The 18,646-nt window shown below is 73.1% G+C and carries 19 protein-coding genes; 9 read left to right on the forward strand and 10 right to left on the reverse strand.

The features are described from left to right. The first annotated feature begins 74 nt into the window (after positions 1-74). Positions 75-149, forward strand: a complete 75-nt coding sequence (locus H9652_RS20420; protein ID WP_156968370.1) for a 50S ribosomal protein bL37 — start codon at positions 75-77, stop codon at positions 147-149. 207 nt (positions 150-356) lie between these two features. On the opposite strand, the gene rsrA is transcribed toward H9652_RS20420, so the two are convergent. Both rsrA and H9652_RS00355 read right to left on the reverse strand, forming a co-directional pair. After that, positions 357-680 (reverse strand): mycothiol system anti-sigma-R factor, encoded by a 324-nt coding sequence (rsrA, locus tag H9652_RS00350; RefSeq protein WP_138823479.1) that lies wholly within the window; start codon positions 678-680, stop codon positions 357-359. Then, the gene (locus H9652_RS00355) at positions 677-1,453 is read right to left on the reverse strand and encodes a sigma-70 family RNA polymerase sigma factor (RefSeq protein WP_305778416.1); all 777 of its coding nucleotides are present in this window, start codon (positions 1,451-1,453) and stop codon (positions 677-679) included. The genes rsrA and H9652_RS00355 overlap by 4 nt, the downstream gene beginning before the upstream one ends. A 184-nt stretch (positions 1,454-1,637) precedes the next feature. Between H9652_RS00355 and H9652_RS00360 the strand changes: the two genes are divergently transcribed. The 5 genes from H9652_RS00360 to hisN all read left to right on the forward strand — a co-directional run bounded on the left by H9652_RS00360 (position 1,638) and on the right by hisN (position 6,562). Then, positions 1,638-2,183: a ferritin gene (locus H9652_RS00360; RefSeq protein ID WP_030149991.1), complete on the forward strand. Its 546-nt coding sequence runs from the start codon at positions 1,638-1,640 to the stop codon at positions 2,181-2,183. A 283-nt stretch (positions 2,184-2,466) separates the two neighbouring features. Beyond that, positions 2,467-3,081, forward strand: coding sequence for a DoxX family membrane protein (locus H9652_RS00365; protein ID WP_191794135.1), 615 nt, complete (start codon positions 2,467-2,469; stop codon positions 3,079-3,081). A gap of 188 nt (positions 3,082-3,269) precedes the next feature. Further along, complete coding sequence (gene aroA / locus H9652_RS00370; RefSeq protein ID WP_404821978.1) at positions 3,270-4,613, forward strand: 3-phosphoshikimate 1-carboxyvinyltransferase; 1,344 nt, start codon at positions 3,270-3,272, stop codon at positions 4,611-4,613. Then, entirely contained in the window at positions 4,613-5,779 is a 1,167-nt protein-coding gene (gene rsgA, locus H9652_RS00375) for a ribosome small subunit-dependent GTPase A (protein ID WP_191794136.1), read from the forward strand. The genes aroA and rsgA overlap by 1 nt, the downstream gene beginning before the upstream one ends. 3 nt (positions 5,780-5,782) lie before the next feature. Continuing rightward, a complete protein-coding gene (hisN, locus tag H9652_RS00380) occupies positions 5,783-6,562 on the forward strand; it encodes a histidinol-phosphatase (RefSeq protein WP_191790823.1) in 780 nt (259 codons plus the stop codon). A 110-nt stretch (positions 6,563-6,672) separates the two neighbouring features. Here the strand turns inward: hisN and H9652_RS00385 are convergent, their stop codons facing one another. The 3 genes from H9652_RS00385 to H9652_RS00395 are packed head-to-tail and all read right to left on the reverse strand — an operon-like array spanning position 6,673 to position 9,284. Further along, on the reverse strand, positions 6,673-7,197 hold the full coding sequence (locus H9652_RS00385; RefSeq protein ID WP_191790824.1) for a DUF6912 family protein: 525 nt from the start codon (positions 7,195-7,197) through the stop codon (positions 6,673-6,675). A gap of 57 nt (positions 7,198-7,254) precedes the next feature. Further along, positions 7,255-8,601, reverse strand: coding sequence for an AAA family ATPase (locus tag H9652_RS00390; protein WP_191794137.1), 1,347 nt, complete (start codon positions 8,599-8,601; stop codon positions 7,255-7,257). Further along, positions 8,598-9,284, reverse strand: coding sequence for a hypothetical protein (locus tag H9652_RS00395; RefSeq protein WP_191794138.1), 687 nt, complete (start codon positions 9,282-9,284; stop codon positions 8,598-8,600). The genes H9652_RS00390 and H9652_RS00395 overlap by 4 nt, the downstream gene beginning before the upstream one ends. A gap of 178 nt (positions 9,285-9,462) precedes the next feature. Between H9652_RS00395 and H9652_RS00400 the strand changes: the two genes are divergently transcribed. Continuing rightward, the gene (locus tag H9652_RS00400) at positions 9,463-9,678 is read left to right on the forward strand and encodes a helix-turn-helix domain-containing protein (protein ID WP_138823467.1); all 216 of its coding nucleotides are present in this window, start codon (positions 9,463-9,465) and stop codon (positions 9,676-9,678) included. A gap of 91 nt (positions 9,679-9,769) precedes the next feature. On the opposite strand, the gene H9652_RS00405 is transcribed toward H9652_RS00400, so the two are convergent. After that, positions 9,770-10,294, reverse strand: coding sequence for a hypothetical protein (locus H9652_RS00405; RefSeq protein WP_191794139.1), 525 nt, complete (start codon positions 10,292-10,294; stop codon positions 9,770-9,772). 172 nt (positions 10,295-10,466) lie between these two features. Here H9652_RS00405 and H9652_RS00410 point away from each other — a divergent pair, with 172 nt between their 5' ends. Next, positions 10,467-11,594 (forward strand): LysM peptidoglycan-binding domain-containing protein, encoded by a 1,128-nt coding sequence (locus H9652_RS00410; RefSeq protein ID WP_191794140.1) that lies wholly within the window; start codon positions 10,467-10,469, stop codon positions 11,592-11,594. A gap of 92 nt (positions 11,595-11,686) precedes the next feature. Beyond that, a complete protein-coding gene (locus H9652_RS00415) occupies positions 11,687-12,217 on the forward strand; it encodes an Rv3235 family protein (RefSeq protein ID WP_191794141.1) in 531 nt (176 codons plus the stop codon). 31 nt (positions 12,218-12,248) lie between these two features. Here the strand turns inward: H9652_RS00415 and secA are convergent, their stop codons facing one another. From secA to H9652_RS00435, 4 genes are all read right to left on the reverse strand, one after another. Further along, the gene (gene secA / locus H9652_RS00420) at positions 12,249-15,269 is read right to left on the reverse strand and encodes a preprotein translocase subunit SecA (RefSeq protein WP_191794142.1); all 3,021 of its coding nucleotides are present in this window, start codon (positions 15,267-15,269) and stop codon (positions 12,249-12,251) included. Positions 15,270-15,455: 186 nt separating this feature from the next. Further along, complete coding sequence (locus tag H9652_RS00425; protein WP_191794143.1) at positions 15,456-16,727, reverse strand: winged helix-turn-helix domain-containing protein; 1,272 nt, start codon at positions 16,725-16,727, stop codon at positions 15,456-15,458. Between the two features lie 95 nt (positions 16,728-16,822). Then, positions 16,823-17,470, reverse strand: a complete 648-nt coding sequence (gene hpf / locus H9652_RS00430) for a ribosome hibernation-promoting factor, HPF/YfiA family (protein ID WP_191794144.1) — start codon at positions 17,468-17,470, stop codon at positions 16,823-16,825. A 97-nt stretch (positions 17,471-17,567) separates the two neighbouring features. Continuing rightward, complete coding sequence (locus H9652_RS00435; RefSeq protein WP_191794145.1) at positions 17,568-18,530, reverse strand: ComF family protein; 963 nt, start codon at positions 18,528-18,530, stop codon at positions 17,568-17,570. Positions 18,531-18,646 lie beyond the last annotated feature (116 nt).

Genomic DNA, 18,646 nt, shown 5'->3' on the forward strand with positions numbered 1-18,646 from the left:
TATCGCGTCTTGGACCAGGACAAGCCCCAGATGTGGGAACATGGAGCAGACAGAATCCGGCGTGAGGAGCAATCATGAGCAAGCGCGGACGCAAGCGTCGCAGCCGCAAGGGCAGCGCAGCGAACCACGGCAAGCGCCCCAACGCCTGATCACGAGCCCGCCAGGGCCGCGATCACGCGCCCTGCGGGCGAGTGCGACGAAAGGGCCCGTCCTCACCTCGGTGAGGACGGGCCCTTTCGACGTTCTCGGCGGCGGCACCCTCGCGGGGGTGCGGCCCGGCCGCGCCGCCTCGCCGAGAAGGCGGCCGACACGGAAGCGCAGAGGTGCCCGACGGCGTCACGCCCCCGGGCGGCGCGTCAGATGCCCTCGATGACCGTCGTCGTACGCAGTACGGTGAACTGCGCCTGGATGCGCAGCCGGAGCTCCACGGGAGCCTGCTCGTGGCACGAGCGGCGCACGAGCTGCTTGACCAGCTCCTCGGCGCTCAGCTCGGCCAGGCACGGCGAGCAGTGCGCGACGTGCGCGCGCATGCGCACCTCGTCGTCGGAGGTCATCTCCGAGTCGAGGTACTCGTACAGGTGCTTGAGCGCGTGCTCGCACTCGGTCTCGCCCTCGGTCGAGTGGGGGATCGGCACGATGACCTCGTCCTGCGCCTCCGTGCCCACGTTCTGCTGACTCACGACTCACCTCCGGGGGTCTTGGCCCCCACCAGTCCTCGGTCCTTTGCGTAGTCGCTCAGGAGATCACGCAGCTGGTGCCGACCGCGGTGGAGCCGCGACATCACGGTCCCGATCGGCGTGCCCATGATCTCGGCGATCTCCTTGTACGGGAAGCCCTCGACGTCCGCGTAGTACACGGCCATCCGGCGGTCCTCCGGCAGCTCCTGGAGAGCCTTCTTCACGTCGGAGTCCGGGAGCCGGTCCAACGCCTCGGCCTCGGCCGAGCGCAACCCCTGCGACGTGTGCGACGCCGCGCGGTGGATCTGCCAGTCCTCGACGTCCTCCGCCGCGGACTGCAGCGGCTCGCGCTGCTTCTTGCGGTAGTTGTTGATGAACGTGTTGGTGAGGATCCGGTAGAGCCACGCCTTGAGGTTGGTGTCCGGGCGGTACTGGTGGAACGCGGCGAACGCCTTGGTGAACGTCTCCTGGACCAGGTCCTCCGCGTCGGTCGGGTTGCGCGTCAGGCGCAGCGCCGCCGAGTAGAGCTGGTCGAGGTACACCAGCGCGTCGCGCTCGAAGCGCGCCGAACGGGCCGCGTCGTCCTCCGTGGAGGGAGCCCGGTTGGTGTCCTCGGCGTCATCGGCGCCCGAGAGGTCGCCTGCGCTGCTGCTGATCTGGTCCGTCATCGACAACGAGCCTAGTCCTCCTGCCGGTCGGGTGTCCGCCGAGAGCGCAGAAGGTGCGACCGCGCCGAACGGCACGACCTCGAGGCTCGGTGCGGCGGGGGCGCTCACGGCCGCTTCCGCTTCCAGTACACATGTCACGCTCAGCACAACCGTCGGGTGCGCCGTGTCATTCCCGCAGGGGCCGGATCCCGCGGTTCGCACGCCTCCCGGGGCGGGCAGAGGCAAGCCTGTGCTCGGTGAGGACAGGCAACCATCGGGTGTGCTCGGGCCCGATCCTCGCTAGCGTGACCGCATGACGACCACGACTCCCGACTCCCGGTTCCGCACCCTCCTGCGTGAGCAGGTCGGACACGAGCTCGACGCCCACCAGCAGTACATCGCGATCGCCGTGTGGTTCGACTCGCACGACCTGCCCCAGCTCGCCGCGCACTTCTACCGCCAGTCGGTCGAGGAGCGCAACCACGCCATGATGATCGTGCAGTACCACCTCGACCGTGACCTGGAGATCTCGATCCCCGGCACGGGCGCGGTGCGCAACGACTTCGACTCGGTGCTCGAGCCCCTCCAGCTCGCGCTCGACCAGGAGAAGCAGGTCACCGACCAGATCGAGGCCATCTTCCGCGCGGCCCGCGAGGAGGGCGACGCCCTGGGCGAGCAGTTCCTCCTGTGGTTCCTCAAGGAGCAGGTCGAGGAGGTCGCGTCGGCCACGACGCTGTTGACCGTCGCCCGCCGCGCCGGCGAGAACCTGTTCGACCTCGAGAACTACGTGGCCCGCGAGACCATCGGAGACGGCGGAGAGTCCGCGGACGCCCCCGAGGCTGCCGGCGGCGCGCTCTGACCTGACGAGCCCACGGGCGGAGCCGGGCAGGTCCCGGCTCCGCCCTCGCCGTGCCTGCGCCCGTGCCGGCCTCCGGACCTTCCCGCCCGACGGCGCCGCTCACCCGGGCGCGCGCGTCGCCCGCTCCTGGATCACCCCGCTCCCCCGGCGCGCGTCGCCCCGAGGGTGCACGCCCGGTGGCATGCTGAGCAGCGATGGGACAGGCTGGGTCGACCGGGGGCGGCACCGGCGTCCCGGTGTCCGCCGCTCTCACCGGTACCCGTTCGACGAAGGAGACCCACCGATGCTGCTGCGTCACGTCGCGAGGCCCATGCTGGCCTCCTGGTTCATCTACGACGGCGTGCAGGCCGCCCTCAAGCCCGCGGAGCACGTGCGCGCAGCCCGACGGGGCGTGAGCCTCGTCGGTCAGCAGCTCGGCGTCGAGGAGCCGCTCAGCGAGAAGCAGGTCTCGGCGCTGGTCCGGGCTCACGGCGCGGCGACCGCGGTCGCCGGTCTCTTCCTCGCGGTCGGCAAGGCGCCCCGGACCGCCGCCCTCACGCTCGCGGCCCTGAGCGTCCCCCTCGCGGTCGTCAACCAGCCCTTCACCCCGAGCGACGTGCCTCGCGACGTGCGCGCCCGCAAGTTCGTGGGCAACCTCGGCGCGATCGGTGCGGCACTCATCGCCGGGGCCGACTACGAGGGGCGCCCCGGTGTCCGCTGGCGCGTCGACCGTGCACGCAAGGACCTCGACCTGGCCAAGAACGCCAAGCACCAGGTCGACGCGGCCAAGCACAAGGTCGAGTCCGCGACCGACAAGGCCACGCACGCCGTGACGGCGAGCGCCCGCACCGCGACCCGCACAGCACGTCGCGCCGCGAGCTCGGCGGCCGGGACCGTCAAGGGCGCCGTCTCGCACTGAGGACCACAGGCACCGCCGGCCCGGGAGGCCCGCCCCGGCTTCCTCGCACGACCGCCTCCGGCCCACCGACGGTTCGCTCGCCGCGGCCCGACCACGGCAGGTGAGCGACGCCGTCGGGCCGTGGACGGGCCCGGCCGAGGACCGGACCGAAGCCCTCCCCCGAAGCCCCGTGCCATAACCTGGGGCATGTGACCAGCGACCTTCCTGCCGCCCGCCCCGACGAGACCACCCCCGCGCTGCCGGCGTGGCCCGCGCCCAGCCAGACCGGCGCGACCGCCGGCGCCCCGCTCGACGCGACCGTCGCGGTCCCAGGCTCCAAGTCGCTCACCAACCGCCTCCTCGTGCTCGCGGCCCTCGCCGACGGGCCGGGCGTGCTGCGCGGCGCGCTGCGCAGCCGCGACACCGACCTCATGGCCGCTGCGCTGCGCGACCTGGGCGTGGGCATCACCGAGGGTGAGGACCCGAGCGAGCTGCACGTGACGCCCGGCGCGCTGCGCGGCCCCGCCGAGATCGACTGCGGTCTCGCGGGCACCGTCATGCGCTTCGTCCCCGCGGTCGCAGCCCTCGCCGACGGCACCGTGCGGTTCGACGGCGACGAGGGCGCACGCGTGCGCCCCATGGGCCCCGTGCTCGACGCGCTGCGCGACCTGGGCGTGCCCGTCGAGGGCAAGGACACCCTGCCGTTCACGATCACGGGACGCGGCGCGGTGCGCGGCGGGCACGTCGACGTCGACGCGTCGGGGTCGAGCCAGTTCGTCTCGGGCCTGCTGCTCGCCGCCGCGCGCTTCGAGCAGGGCGTCACGCTGCGCCACACGGGCCCGACGCTGCCGAGCGTGCCCCACATCGACATGACGGTCGAGGTCCTGCGCGAGGTCGGCGTCCAGGTCGACGACTCGCGCCCCACGATCTGGACCGTCTCCCCCGGGCCGATCGCCGCGCGCGACGTGTACGTCGAGCCCGACCTCTCGAACGCCGGGCCGTTCCTCGCCGCGGCCCTCGTGGTGGGCGGCACGGTGCGCGTCCCGGGCTGGCCCGCCGTGACGACCCAGCCGGGCGCCATGATGGCCGAGCTCCTCACCGCGATGGGCGGCCGCGCCGAGCTGACCGACGGCGTCATGGCCGTGACCGGGACGGGCGAGGTCCGCGGGATCGACGTCGACCTCCACGAGGCCGGCGAGCTCGCCCCGACCATCGCGGCCCTCGCCGCGATCGCCGACTCCCCCAGCCGCCTGCGCGGCATCGCGCACCTGCGCGGCCACGAGACCGACCGCCTGGCCGCGCTCGCGACCGAGATCACGCGCCTCGGCGGGCAGGCCGAGCAGACGCACGACGGCCTCGTCATCACCCCGCGCCCGCTGCACGGCGCCACGTTCCGCACGTACCACGACCACCGCATGGCGACCTCGGGCGCCCTGATCGGGCTGCGCGTTCCCGGCGTCCTCGTGGAGGACGTCGAGACGACCGCCAAGACCCTGCCCGGGTTCACCACCATGTGGGACCGCATGCTGAGCGCCGCGGGATCGGCGAGCTGATGGCGCGGCGCGTCCGCGACGAGTCCGACTTCCGCGACCGGGCGAGCAACAAGAACTCGCGCCCGCGGACCAAGCAGCGTCCCCAGCACGAGGACGCCGAGACCGGGCTCGTCACGGGCGTCGACCGCGGGCGCTACACGCTCCTGCTCGACGAGGACCGGCCGACCGAGCGCACCATCCTCGCGATGAAGGCGCGCGAGCTGACCCGCAACCGCGTGGTGTGCGGCGACCGCGTCGACATCGTGGGCGACACCACGGGCGAGGACGGGACGCTCGCGCGCATCGTCCGCATCCAGGAACGCACCTCGACCCTGCGGCGCACGGCCGACGACACCGACCCGTACGAGCGCATCATCGTCGCCAACGCCGACCAGCTCGTGATCGTCACGGCCCTCGCCCAGCCCGAGCCCCGCACCCGCATGATCGACCGCTGCGTCGTGGCCGCGTACGACGCGGGCATGGACGTCCTGCTGTGCCTCACCAAGGCGGACCTCGCCGACGCGACGCCGCTGCGCGAGCTCTACGAGCCCATCGGGGTCAAGGTCGTCGTGACGCGGCGGGTGCACGACGAGGACTCTCCTGCCGGGACCGGGACCGGCGACGGTGCCGGGGCCGGGCACGGCGGTCACGGCGGGCACGGCGCCCACGGTGACGAGCCCGGCCACAACGCCTCCGACGCGGCCGAGGACGCGTGGCGCATCGAGCCGCTCGAGGCCGTGCGGGCCGAGCTCGAGGGCCGCACGTCGGTCCTCGTGGGCCACTCGGGCGTCGGCAAGTCGACGCTCGTCAACGCCCTGGTGCCGGACGCGTACCGGGCGACGGGCGTCGTCAACGACGTCACGGGCCGTGGTCGGCACACGTCGACGTCGGCCGTCGCGCTGCGCCTGCCCGACGCCGACGGCAACCCCGCGGGGTGGGTCATCGACACGCCCGGCGTGCGGTCGTTCGGGCTCGCGCACGTCGACGTCGAGAACCTCCTCAAGGCGTTCGACGACCTCGACGTGGTCGCCGAGGACTGCCCGCGAGGCTGCACGCACCTCGACGGCGCGCCCGACTGCGCGCTCGACGACTGGCTCGAAGCCTCCCCCGAGGACGAGAAGGCGGCGCGTACCGCGCGTGTCGAGTCGTTCCGACGTCTGCTGGCGGCGCGCACCGGTACGGTGTGAGCCATGCCGACCTACGACGACGACCTGCGCCTGGCTCACGTGATCGCCGACCAGGTCGACTCCCACACCATGTCCCGCTTCAAGGCGCTCGACCTGTCCGTGGAGTCCAAGCCGGACAACACCCCGGTCAGCGACGCCGACCGCGCCGCGGAGGAGATCATCCGCAGCCACCTCTCGCGGGCCCGCGGGCGCGACGCGATCGTCGGTGAGGAGTTCGGCGAGACCGGTCACGGCGCCCGCCGCTGGATCATCGACCCGATCGACGGGACCAAGAACTTCGTGCGCGGGGTCCCGGTGTGGGCCACGCTCATCGCGCTGGCCGACGGCGACGAGATCGTCGTCGGGCTCGTGTCCGCTCCTGCCCTGGGCCGCCGCTGGTGGGCCGCCAAGGGCACGGGCGCGTGGAGCGGGCGCTCGCTCGCGGCCGCGAGCAGGCTGCGCGTCTCGCAGGTCGGCAAGCTGGACGACGCCTCGCTGTCCTACTCGTCGCTGTCGGGGTGGGAGGAGCGCGGCAAGCTCGACGCGTTCCTCGACCTGACCCGCGAGACCTGGCGGACGCGGGCCTACGGCGACTTCTGGTCCTACATGCTCGTGGCCGAGGGGGCCGTGGACGCCGCCGCCGAGCCCGAGCTCGAGCTCTACGACATGGCGGCCCTGGTCCCCATCGTCACCGAGGCCGGCGGGACGTTCACGTCCCTCGACGGCTCGCCCGGGCCGTGGGGCGGCAACGCCGTCGCCACGAACGGCCTGCTCCACGACGAGATCCTGGGCCGCCTCTCCTGACCGACCCGGCCGGGTGGCTGCCCGGCTGCCCGGCGGACGAGAACGGACCTGAGGTCGTCATCCGGTGGATGGCGGCCTCAGGTCCGTTCTCGGCACCTGCTACCGCAAGGTCACTTGGCGCGGGGGACGCTCTTGAGCTCCGACCAGTCGTACCAGAGCAGGTCGCGCTCGCTCACGCGGTCGAGCGCGGCGTCGAGGTCCTCGTCGCGGTCCTCGTCGGCGGCCGCGAAGACCTCGGCGATGTCCGTCGCGGCCTCGGGCTCGTCGACGTGGACGCACACGATGCGCACCTCGGGGATGGACGCCGTGACGTCGACCGCGCTGGGCGCGAGGTCGTCGGCCGACTCGTCGTCGCCGGGCTGGGTCAGCGCGACCATCTCGTCGGGCACCTCGACCGTGACGACGAGACGCTGACGCGGGGCGCCGACGCGACCGGCGATGAGCGCGAGGGAGTCGTCGGCGGCCTCGAGGGCCGCGGCGAACTCCAGCCCCTCCTCGTCCTCGTCGGGCAGCTCGCGGGAGAGGGCGGACGTGACGGCGTGGGCGGCTCGCGGAGCGAGGGACCAGACGGCCTCGTCGCCGGTCACGGTGACGGCGTCGAGCTCGTCGACGGTGGCGGGAACGTAGATGCGCATGGGATCAGTGTGCCGGTTCCGGGACGCGTTCGCGTGGTCCACCCGGCGTGGACGCGCTCACGGGGGCCCGACCGCCCCTCGCACCCGCTCGGCGAGGTCGGCGACCGCCCGCCGGACCGGGGTCTGCGGTGCGTGCTCGGCGAGGGTCCTGCCCGCGAGCAGCACCGCGTCGAGAGTCTGCCGGTCGTCCGGGAGGACGTGCAGGTCCGTGACACCGCCGTACCGGCCGAGTGCGTCCCGGACCGCGGCCTCGGGTCGAGGCCCGGCCGCCGAGGACCGGACCCGGTTCGCGACCACGATCCGCAGCGCCCCGCTCGTCGCACCGCTGTCCGCAAGATCTCCCAGGCCCCGGACGAGCCGTTGGATCCCGACGGCGTCGGACCCGCCGACGACCAGCACGACGTCAGCGGCGGCGAGCGCGCTGAGCGTCGCCCCGTTGCGCTGCGGGGCGTGGGTGTCGTACGACAGCAGCTCGTCCTGCTCGAGCCCGAACCCGCAGTCGATCACGGTCCAGTCGGCGAGCGCCCGCGACAGCCCCCAGACGACGTCGAGCGACGTCGCCGGGAGCTCGGGCCAGCGCGCGGCACGCGTGATCCCGGTCAGGACGCGCAGTCGCGGTGCCACGACCGGGGCCAGGCGCGCCAGACCCGCGAGGTCGAGAGCTCCCTGCCCCGCGCTGCGGGCGGCCGCCGCGAGGCCCGGTGACTCGTCGAGCAGGCCGAGGTGCTGGGCCACCGAGCCGGCGTAGGTGTCGGCGTCGACGAGGAGCACCTCGGCGAGATACCCGCCCTCCGCGCCCGACGGCGTGTCCTGGCCCCGGCGGCGACGTCGCCCACCTCGCCGCGACCGGTGGGCGTCCGGCCCGGCCAGCTCGGCCGCGAGGTGCACCGCCAGCGTCGTCCGCCCGGGAGCGCCGGCCGGTCCCCAGACCGCGACGACCCGCCCGGTCCGCGGGGCCTGGTCGCGCGCGCCGTCACCCGGCTCGGCGGGGAGGCCGCCCGACGGCGGTCCTCCCTGCCCACGACCCCGTCCGTGGGCCTCGTCGCGGACCGTCGCGACGAGCACCTCGCTCGGGGTGTCCTCGTCGAGGACCACGTCGACACCGATGGCACGCAGCCGGTCGCCGAGCCACTCCTGCCGCCCCGCGAGCACGACGACCCGCACACCGCACCCGTGCAGGTGCGCGATCGACTCACGGTTGATCCCGGGCAGGTCGGCCGAGATGATCGCGGCCGTGCCTGCGCCGGCCCCGGCCGCGGCGAGAAGCTCGGTGAGGTCGGCACACCGGCGCGCCACGGCGACTCCGGACCCGGGGGTCGTCAGCGCTGTCACGACCGCGGTCTCGCCGCTGCCCCTCACCGCGCACAGGACCGACGCGACGGGCAGCGTCGCGTCGGCGGTCATGCGCTGCCGCCTGCGACGGGCACGACAGCGATCTCGCCCTCGGCCGCGAGAGCCGCGAGGACCCCGGCCAGCTCGTCCGTGGGAACCAGCACGTGGAGCGTGGTCGGCCCTCCGGTCACGAGCGTCCCCCCGGACTCCGCGACCTGCGCGACCACGACCTGCGAGGCGAGCGTGTAGGGCCCGCCCCCGTCCTTCTCGTCCGCCTTGCGCTCGGCCGCCGTCGCCCCGTCGTCGGAGGCCGGGACGAACCAGACGTCCACGAGGGCACCGTCGGTGACCCTGTCGGACAGCGCCCCCGCGACCGGGATCGCCACGGCACGGACCGCGAGCTCCTCCGACCCGCCCACCGCGGAGCGGGCCACGAGCTCCCCGTCACCCACCACGCGGAGCGCCACCAGGTCGTCCGGCAGCGGTCGCCCCGCGAGGAAGTACTTCCCGTCCCCGGACCCGAGGCGCACCTCGACGGCCCGGAGGTTCCTCGCGTCGACGGGCTCGCCCGGTGTGAGCGGGCCCGCCGCGGCGTAGACGGCGACGGTCCGACCGGCCGACGACACGGCCCACGAACCGAGGGCGACCGAGGCTGCGACGAGCACTAGCCCGAGGAGCAGCCGAGGGTCCCGCCAACCGGGCCGTCGAAGTCGGGCGACCGTGGGCGTCGGCAGCGGGTCGAGGGAGCTCGTCATGAGTGTCCGTTTCGTCGTCGGGAGATTTCGTGCGGGCAGGGGCGGGGCGACGCCCCCGAGTGGCGAGCATCAGGGAGCCAGGGGGCCATCATGCCGACCGACGCCCCCCGCGCGAGCCGAAGGGGCGGTCGCCTGTGGACAACCCGTACCGGTGTCGGCTCCGTGAAAGACTGTTCCCATGTCACAGCGCTTCCTCACCCTCGCGGACGTCACGGAGGAGCTCAACATCTCTGCGGCTCAGGCCTACGCGCTGGTCCGCAGCGGTGACCTCCCGGCGATCCAGGTCGGCGGACGAGGTCAGTGGCGGGTCGAGGCCAGCGAGCTCGAGGGCTACATCCAGCGCATGTACGCACAGACCCGCACCCGTATCGACGCGGGCGACTTCGAGTCCTGAGCTCCCGAGCGGTCGCCGTCGGCGTGACGCGATCGCCGCGCCACGCACCCCCTGCTCCCCCTGCACCTGCACCCGCCCCCTGGTCCGTCGCCTACGACTCGCTCACGCAGAGCAGCGCCGCGAACGGGACGGCTCGGCTGCTCCTCGCGCCGCCCCCGGTGTCCGTGACGTCCAGGTGGTCCTTGCCGACCCGTCCGACCCGTCCGTCGACCTCACCGGCGAGCGTCCGCACACGGACGACGGCGCGGTCGCGCATGAGCGCCCTCAGCAGGGCCGGCAGCCCGCGGCCGGCTCCTGTGCCGGAGGGCGCGGGGACGCCGTGCGCGCTGAGCCCGTCGAAGACCGTGACCGCGAGCAGAGGCACGACGTGCCGTCGATTCCCGTCCGCGAGCATGAACCAGTCGGCGGCGGCTGCCCGGACCTGACCGGTCAGGTGTGAACCGTCGGCGAGCCTGACCGTGACCGGCCGACCCTCGATGCTTCCCCGCAGGCGGTCTGCGAGCGAGATCGTGGCCTGCTCCGCACGGGTGAGGTCCGCGAGCACGTGGGCGTCAGCCTGGACGTCGGCGGCGTCGAGCTGTGCCTCGAGGTCGGCGAACAACAGGTCCCAGCGCACGCCCACACCGTAGCGGTCGGCCCGGGGGTTTCGTCCAGAGGCGTCCGAACTGCGAACTCCCTCTGGACAACCGAAGAACGGTCTAGTTTGATGTAGCACGATCAAACTGCATCAAACGCGATGATCGATCCGAGCACGGACCCGACGTCGTCGTCCATCTTCAGGGGGAAGCATGGCGCAGCACTCCGGACCCGACCACGCGAACGCGCGGCGAGACGCTCGACACGGCCCGCGGCTGGCCGCACTCGTCGCCCTCGCCGCCGCGACCAGCTCTGCCGCAGCCCTGCTCACCCTGCGGGTCCTGACGCTCGCGGACGACCTCCCCACCCCTCGCTTCGAGACCTATCTGGAGCTCCCGCTCGTCGGGGCGGGAGGCCTGCTCGCCGCCTGGGTCGCGATCAACTCCTTGCTCGCCGTGGCGTGCGTCCTCGTGCGCGCCGCGGGACACCGATGGTCGGCCGGCGAACGGATCGTCCGTCAGCTCGCGCCGGCCCTCGTCCGCCGGCTCGCCAGCACGAGCGTCGCCGTGTCGGTCGGGGCAGGACTCGTCCTGGGCGCCGGCAGCGCCCAGGCGGCCGAGGTCGACCCCGCCGCCCCCGTCCCGGCACCCGCGGTCGTCGATCTCGGCTGGCAGAGCACGTCTCCCGAGCAGGCCGTCGCCCGGGAAGCGGCGCTCCCCGCAGCCGGACCGACGGAGGTTCTTGCCGACTCCGTCGCGGACAGCCCGGAGAGCGCGCCCCCGGTACCCGACGACCGCGAGCATCCCGCCGCCGAGACAGGTACCGACACAGGCACCCCGACGGTCGACCCCGGCAGCCCGATCTCCTCCGACCTGGGCACGGGGCAGACGGACGACGCCGTGCCGTCGACCGTCGCGCCAGGCGACCGGGACGCTGGGAGCCCCGCGCCACCCCCGACCGACGTGGTCTCGAGCACCGGCGCGGCGAGGCCCGGCCACGTCCCGCTCAGCGGGCTCCTGGGCGGCGCGCAGCGCGTCGTCCCGGCACCGCGGGCCGACAGCCCGCCCGCCGTGGCGTCGTCTGGCCCGACTCGGTCAGAGGGCTCCAGGACCGCCGTTCCCCTGCCCGACGTCGGGAACGACGCCTCGACCGTCTCGGTCGTCGTCCTGCGCGGCGACTCCCTCTGGTCCCTCGCCGAGCGAGCACTCGGCGAGGGGGCGACCGACGCGGAGGTCGCCGCGGAGTGGCAGCGCTGGTACGCGGCGAACACCGCGGTCATCGGCGAGGACCCCGACCTCATCAGACCAGGTCAGGTCCTACGGGCACCCCGAACTCCCTGACCCTGCAACCTCTGCACAGCACCGCCGACCTAGCACACCGTCCCACCGGTCGTCCTTCGACGCACCGGCCCTTGCCGACCCCAGGAGACGTCATGCCGATCACCGCCGTCCGCCACCATGCCCGCCCGATTCGTTCCGGTGCGGCCCCTCGCCTCGCCGCCCCGCCGGCCGCGCTCCCCCGAGCCGTCCCGCGGGGGCCCCGGGTCCTGACCTTCGGGGGTGCACCGCAGTTCCCCGTCGCCGAGGACCTTGCCGACAACGGTCGGCCCGTCACGTCGACGACGGAGCTCGTGCTGCCGGACCCGACGTCGATCTGCTGCTCGGTCGTCCGGGCCGCCGTCGAGGTGCTGCGCGGTGAACGCCCCGTCGCGCAGCTCCAGCGGTGGCTCGCCCCGGACGTCTTCGACGCACTGGGCCGACGCGCGCTGCTGATGCAGGGCTCCGCCGAGCCGGACGTGGCGGCACGGCCCGTCGTCATCCGCAGGGCGCGGCTCGTGCGCCTCGGCGAGACCACGGCCGAGGCCACGGTGGTCCTGGAGGACATGGACAGAGTGCGAGCGGCGGCCCTCCGACTCGAGGCCCGACGCGGCGTGTGGCGCGTCGTGGTCCTCGAGATCGGCTGACCGCCGCTCGCGGGTGTCCTCTCGGAGAGGGCTACTCCTCTTCGTTCAGACCGTGGCAGAGCTTGTACTTCTTGCCCGAGCCGCAGGGGCACTTGGCGTTGCGGGGCGTGCCGGGGAACGTGCGCCCGTCACCCTCGACCGCGGTCGCCTCGCCGTGCAGGGCGCGGCGGGCGCGGCGCGAGCCGTCTCCTGAGACCACGGCCTGACCCGAGCCGTCGTCGGACGGCGCCGAGTACTGCAGCGGCACCTGCTCGCTCGGGCCGTCGAGGCCCTTCGCGATGAGCGTCGGCTCGGCCTTCGGGGCAGGTGCGACCGGCGCGTCCACGAGCTCGTCCTCGACAGGCTCGTCCTGAACAGCGTCGGCCTGCGCCTGCGCCGCCGCCTGGGCCTGCGCAGCCTCAGCAGCAGCCTTGGCGTCCGCCGCAGCCTTCGCCGCGGCCCCGGCCGCCGCGGCGGCCCCCGCGGCCCCGGCGGTACCGCCGAAGGCCTGACCGGCCACCGACTGCGCGGCAGCCGCGGCCGAGACCGGGTTGACCGGCGACGCGCCGGGCTCGGCGACCTTGACCTCGAGGTTGAACAGGAAGCCGACCGACTCCTCCTTGATGGCTTCGGTCATGGCCTGGAAGAGCTGGAAGCCCTCGCGCTGGTACTCCACGAGCGGGTCGCGCTGCGCCATGGCGCGCAGCCCGATGCCCTCCTTGAGGTAGTCCATCTCGTAGAGGTGCTCGCGCCACTTGCGGTCCAGCACCGAGAGCACCACGCGGCGTTCGAGCTGACGCATGTTCGAGCTGCCCAGCGACGCCTCGCGGTCCTGGTAGGCCACGCGGGCGTCGGACAGGATCTCCTCGAGGATCAGCTCACGCGTCAGACGCGTGGCTCCCCCGGCCTGCTCGAGCACCTCGTCGACCTCGATCGAGACCGGGTACACCGCGCGCAGCGCCGTCCACAGGGCCTCGAGGTCCCAGTGCTCCGGGTTGCCCTCGGACGTGGCGCCGTCGACGTAGGCCGTGACGACGTCCGTGATGAAGTGCTGGACCTGCTCCTGCATGTCCTCGCCCTGGAGCACGCGGCGACGCTCGTCGTAGATGACGGTGCGCTGGCGCGAGAGGACGTCGTCGTACTTGAGGACGTTCTTGCGGATCTCGAAGTTGCGCGCCTCGACCTGGCCCTGCGCGCTCGCGATGCCGCGCGTGACGATCTTCGACTCGAGGGGCACGTCGTCGGGGAAGCCCGCGCGGTTCATCATCGACTCGGCGAGACCCGAGTTGAACAAGCGCATCAGGTCGTCCTGCATCGACAGGTAGAAGCGGGACTCGCCCGGGTCTCCCTGACGGCCGGAACGACCACGGAGCTGGTTGTCGATACGACGCGACTCGTGGCGCTCGGTGCCCAGGACGTAGAGCCCGCCGAGCTCGGTGACCTCGTCGTGCTCAGCGGCCACGGCGGCCTTGGCGCGCTCGACGGCCTCGGGCCACGCGGCCTCGTACTCGTCGGGGTTCTCCGCGGCGTCGAGCCCGCGCGCGGCGAGGTCGGCGACCGCCATGAACTCGGCGTTGCCACCGAGCATGATGTCGGTACCACGGCCGGCCATGTTGGTCGCGACCGTGACCGAGCCCTTGCGACCCGCCTGCGCGACGATCGCGGCCTCGCGCTCGTGCTGCTTGGCGTTGAGGACCTCGTGCGGGACGCCCTGCTTCTTGAGCTTCGAGGACAGGAGCTCGGACTTCTCGACGCTCGTGGTGCCGACCAGGACCGGCTGCCCCTCGGCGTGGCGCTCGACGATGTCCGCGACGACGGCGTCGAACTTGCCCTCCTCGTTCTTGTACACGAGGTCGGGCTGGTCCACGCGCTGCATCTTGCGGTTCGTGGGGATGGGCACGACGCCCAGCTTGTACGTGCCCTGGAACTCGGCGGCCTCGGTGTCGGCCGTACCGGTCATCCCGGAGATCTTGTCGTACAGGCGGAAGTAGTTCTGGAGCGTGATCGTGGCGAGCGTCTGGTTCTCCGCCTTGATCTGCACGCCCTCCTTGGCCTCGATGGCCTGGTGCATGCCCTCGTTGTAGCGACGGCCCGCGAGGATACGGCCCGTGTGCTCGTCGACGATCATGACCTCGCCGTTGAGCACGACGTAGTCCTTGTCGCGCTTGAAGAGCTCCTTGGCCTTGATCGCGTTGTTGAGGAACCCGATGAGCGGCGTGTTGAGCGACTCGTACAGGTTCTCGATGCCGAGGTAGTCCTCGACCTTCGCGATGCCGGGCTCGAGCACACCGATGGTGCGCTTCTTCTCGTCGACCTCGTAGTCCGCCTCCGGGCTCAGGCGGCGGACGACCTTGGCGAACTCGCCGTACCAGCGGTTCGCGTCGCCCGACGCGGGGCCCGAGATGATGAGCGGGGTACGCGCCTCGTCGATGAGGATCGAGTCGACCTCGTCGACGATCGCGAAGTTGTGGCCGCGCTGCACCAGGTCGTCGGTGCTCCACGCCATGTTGTCGCGCAGGTAGTCGAAGCCGAACTCGTTGTTCGTCCCGTACGTGATGTCCGCGGCGTACTGCTCGCGACGCACGGCGGGCGTCTGGCCCGAGATGATGCAGCCGGTCGTGAGGCCGAGGGCGCGGAAGACGCGGCCCATCAGGTCGCTCTGGTACTTGGCCAGGTAGTCGTTGACCGTGACGACGTGCACGCCCTTGCCCGTGAGCGCGTTGAGGTACGCGGGGAAGGTGCCGACGAGGGTCTTGCCCTCACCGGTCTTCATCTCGGCGATGTTCCCCAGGTGCAGGGCCGCACCGCCCATGAGCTGCACGTCGTAGGCGCGCTGCCCGAGGGTGCGGCGGGCGGCCTCACGGACCGCGGCGAACGCCTCGGGGAGGATCTCGTCGAGCGTCGCGCCGTTCTCGAGCCGTTCCTTGAAGCGGTCGGTCTCCTCGCGCAGCTCCTCGTCGGTCAGGTCCTCGAAGCTGGGCTCCAGCTTGTTGACCTGCTCTGCCAGGCCGGACAACTTCTTCAGGATCCGGCCCTCGCCGAAGCGCAGGACCTTCTCGAGGATCGCAGGCACGCAGTACTCCCGTATCGATCGAGCCCCCGGGCCGGACGGTCCGGGGCGAATGCGAGGCGACCACCTGGCGGCAGTCGGCTGGATCACACCACAGACCATCGTAGGCGAGTCCGGCACATGGGTGGGCTTCTGTCCGGTACCTGTGGTTTCGCTCTCCGGCGAAACGCACGGTCCGGGGCGCGAGAGCTACCCGGCAGCCCCGGCGTCCACCCGCCCGACCTCTGCCGCGAGCGCGGGCGCCAGGTCCCCCGCCGGCCCGACGACGACGTCCGCCAGCCCCAACCAGGTCGCCATGAGGCGGAGCTCGGCCGCGAGCGCCGGCGCGGTGCCCGCGTCGGCGTGCTCCTCGCGGTGCGCCGACAGGACCCTGAGCAGCCCGGCGCGACGGTCCGCCTTGAGGTCGACCTTCGCGGTGATGCGGTCGCCCTGGAGGAACGGCAGCACGTAGTAGCCGTGGACCCGCTTGGCCGCGGGCACGTAGATCTCGATGCGGTAGTACGTGCCGAAGAGTCGTTCGAGGCGGGTGCGCTCGAACACGAGGGGGTCGAAAGGGCTGAGCAGCGCGCGTCCCTGGGCGCGACGCGGGAGGGCGGCGTCGCGGTGCAGGTACGTGGTCTCGTCCCAGCCCCGGACCTCGACGGGGCGGAGTACGCCGTCCTCGACGAGGTCGGCCAGCGCGCGGCGCGGGGCCGGGCCCTTGAGCCGGAAGTAGTCCTGGAAGCAGCGCAGCGTCCCGACGCCGTGCGCCCGCGCCCCGATCTCCAGCAGGCGGCGGACGGCGTCCTCGTCGCTCACGGGCGGCGCGGCGAGCACCGCGGGCGGCAGGACCCGCTCGGTCAGGTCGTAGCAGCGCTCGAACGCGGCGTTGCGGCGCGCCGCAGTGATCTCGCCCGTGAAGAAGAGGAGCTCGAGGGCCCGCTTGGCCAGCGACCAGTTCCAGCCCCACTCCACCGTGCCGCGCGCCTCGCCCATGCCCTGGGCCTCGAGGATCTCGTGGACCTCGCTCGCCGTGACCGGCCCGCGCTCGGTCACGATCTGCCGGACGTGCTCCACGACGGCCGAGTGGGAGGCCTCGACCCCGCTGATCGACCCCCACGCCTCGGTGCGGTACGCGCGCTGGCGCCACTCCAGGAGCCGGTAGGTCTCGGGCGGGACGTAGGACGCGACGTGCGCCCAGTACTCGACGAGCCGGCGCGGTGCGCGTCCCGCGGCCCGGTCGAGCAGCGACACGTCGTACGGGCCGAGCCGCGAGTACAGCGGGACGAGGTGGGCCCGGGCCAGGACGTTGACCGAGTCGATCTGCAGGAGCCCGAGCCGGTCCACGGTGCGCTGCACCTGGCGCAGCGTGACCTCCCGGGGCGCGGCGGCGTCGGGCCGTGGAGCGTGCAGGCCCTGCGCGGCGAGGGCGACCCTGCGGGCCTGGGCGAGCGACATCGACTCGGTCTTCACCCGGTCCATCCTGCCGCGCGCCACCGACACCCGCCCGGACGCACCGACGGGGTGGCGCCGCCTGGTCGGCGACGTCACCCCGTCGGGTCAGCTGGTGGCGGCGGTCAGCCCGCCTCGGGTGCGGCCTTGGTGCCGCCTGCGCAGGACGTGTCGAGCGCGATGACCCCGTAGCTCCATCCACGGCGCCGGTAGGCGACCGAGGGGCGGGCCGTCTCCACGTCGACGAAGAGGTAGAAGTCGTGGCCCACCATCTCCATCTCGTAGAGGGCGTCGTCGATCGTCATGGGCTCTGCGGAGTGGAGCTTCTGACGGATGACGACGGGCGAGTCGCCGAGCTGGGTCTCGACCGCGTCCCCCGGTGCTGCCGGGTGCTCCGGCGCGGGCTCGGGGTGCTTGTCCTCCGGGATGAACGGCCGGACGTCGACGGGCGGTGCGGGGTTGTTGTTGCGGTGGTTCTTGCGACGGTCGCTGACGCGTCGCAGCCTCTCCTGGAGCTTGTTCATGGCCAGGTCGAGTGCCCCGAACCGGTCGTCTGCTGCCGCCTCGGCGCGGACGACGGGTCCCTTGGCGCGGACGGTCAGCTCGACCCTCTCGCGCACCTCGGACAGTCGGGGGTTGTTCTCGTGGGTGACCTCGACGTCGATCCGCTGGGCGGTCGGTGCGAGCTGCTCGAACTTCGCGAGCTTTTCTTCCACGTGTCGGCGGAAGCGGTCAGCCACTTCCGTGTGCCTGCCGACGACAACGATCTCCATGTGAGCCTCCGCAAAGGGTCTCGGACGCTCTCGGTGCTTCCAGAGCGTCCCGTGTGGTCCTGGGTCTGGCTCCCCCGAGGGGGATCCGGAGTACCTATCACCTCCCTGCCCGAGGACCTTGCCTCGGGTCGATCGCTCTGTGGCCGCACGGGTCCCCTACCAACCGTTCCCCGTGACGACTGGTCCCCAGGTTAACCCTCCCGGTAGGTAAAGGCAGCATCTTCGGGAGATGAACTTCAGGTGGCGCGTCACCTCGCCGCGGAGGGGGTGTCGCGCCGAGCACGACCGCGCCCAGGACCCGGGCGCCGGCGTCCTCCAGCGCCCGTTCGCACGCCGCGAGCGTGGCCCCGGTGGTGAGCACGTCGTCCACCAGGAGGCAGACGGCTCCTGGTCGCGGGAGGCCCCGGCGCGCCGCGCGGCGGGCGACGCGCACGCCCCGGAGGCGTGCGCCCCGGCTCCTCGACCCGAGGCCCACCTGGTCCCGCCCGTGCCGTCCCCGCTGCGCCAGGACGGGCGCCGCGGCCGCGTCGACCCCGGCGTCCGCGAGGCCGCGGGCGAGGGCCCTGGCGAGCCCCTGGACGGGCTCGGAACCGCGTGCGCGGCGCGCCGCGGCGGACGACGGCGCGGGCACGACCAGGACGCGCGCCGGTGCACCGGACCGCGCACCCTCCCCCGGCCCGACGGCGCCGCGCACCCAGGGTGCGACGGCACGCCCGGCGCGGTACGCGGCCCCCTCGACGACCGTCGAGAGGTCGTGACGCCCCTTGTCCTTCCACGACACCACGATGCCCCGGAGCGGGCCGGCGTACGGTGCGAGAACCCACACGGGCAGCGGCGGGGTCCCGTCCATCCGGTCGAGCCGCGGAGCGTCGGCCTCGCGACGGGTCGGGGCGCGGTCCAGGACCTGAGCGCACGCCGAGCAGAGCGGGACGTCCCGCGCACCGCAGCCGGGGCACTCGACCGGGACGAGCAGGCGCGAGAGCGTGCGTACCCACCCGCTCAGGGCGACGAGGAGGCCGGGGAGGCGAGCGGGCTCGGGCTGCTGGGGACGGTGGCGCACGCACGCGATCGTGCAGGACTGCCGGTCGGCTCCGTCGCCGTCGGGAACGCGCCTGTGGACGGCTGCGCCGAGCGCGAGCCTGTGCACGGCCCGCTCACGGCCCCCTGCCGCACGGC

This window comes from Oerskovia rustica, assembly GCF_014836555.1.
GTDB lineage: Bacteria > Actinomycetota > Actinomycetes > Actinomycetales > Cellulomonadaceae > Oerskovia > Oerskovia rustica.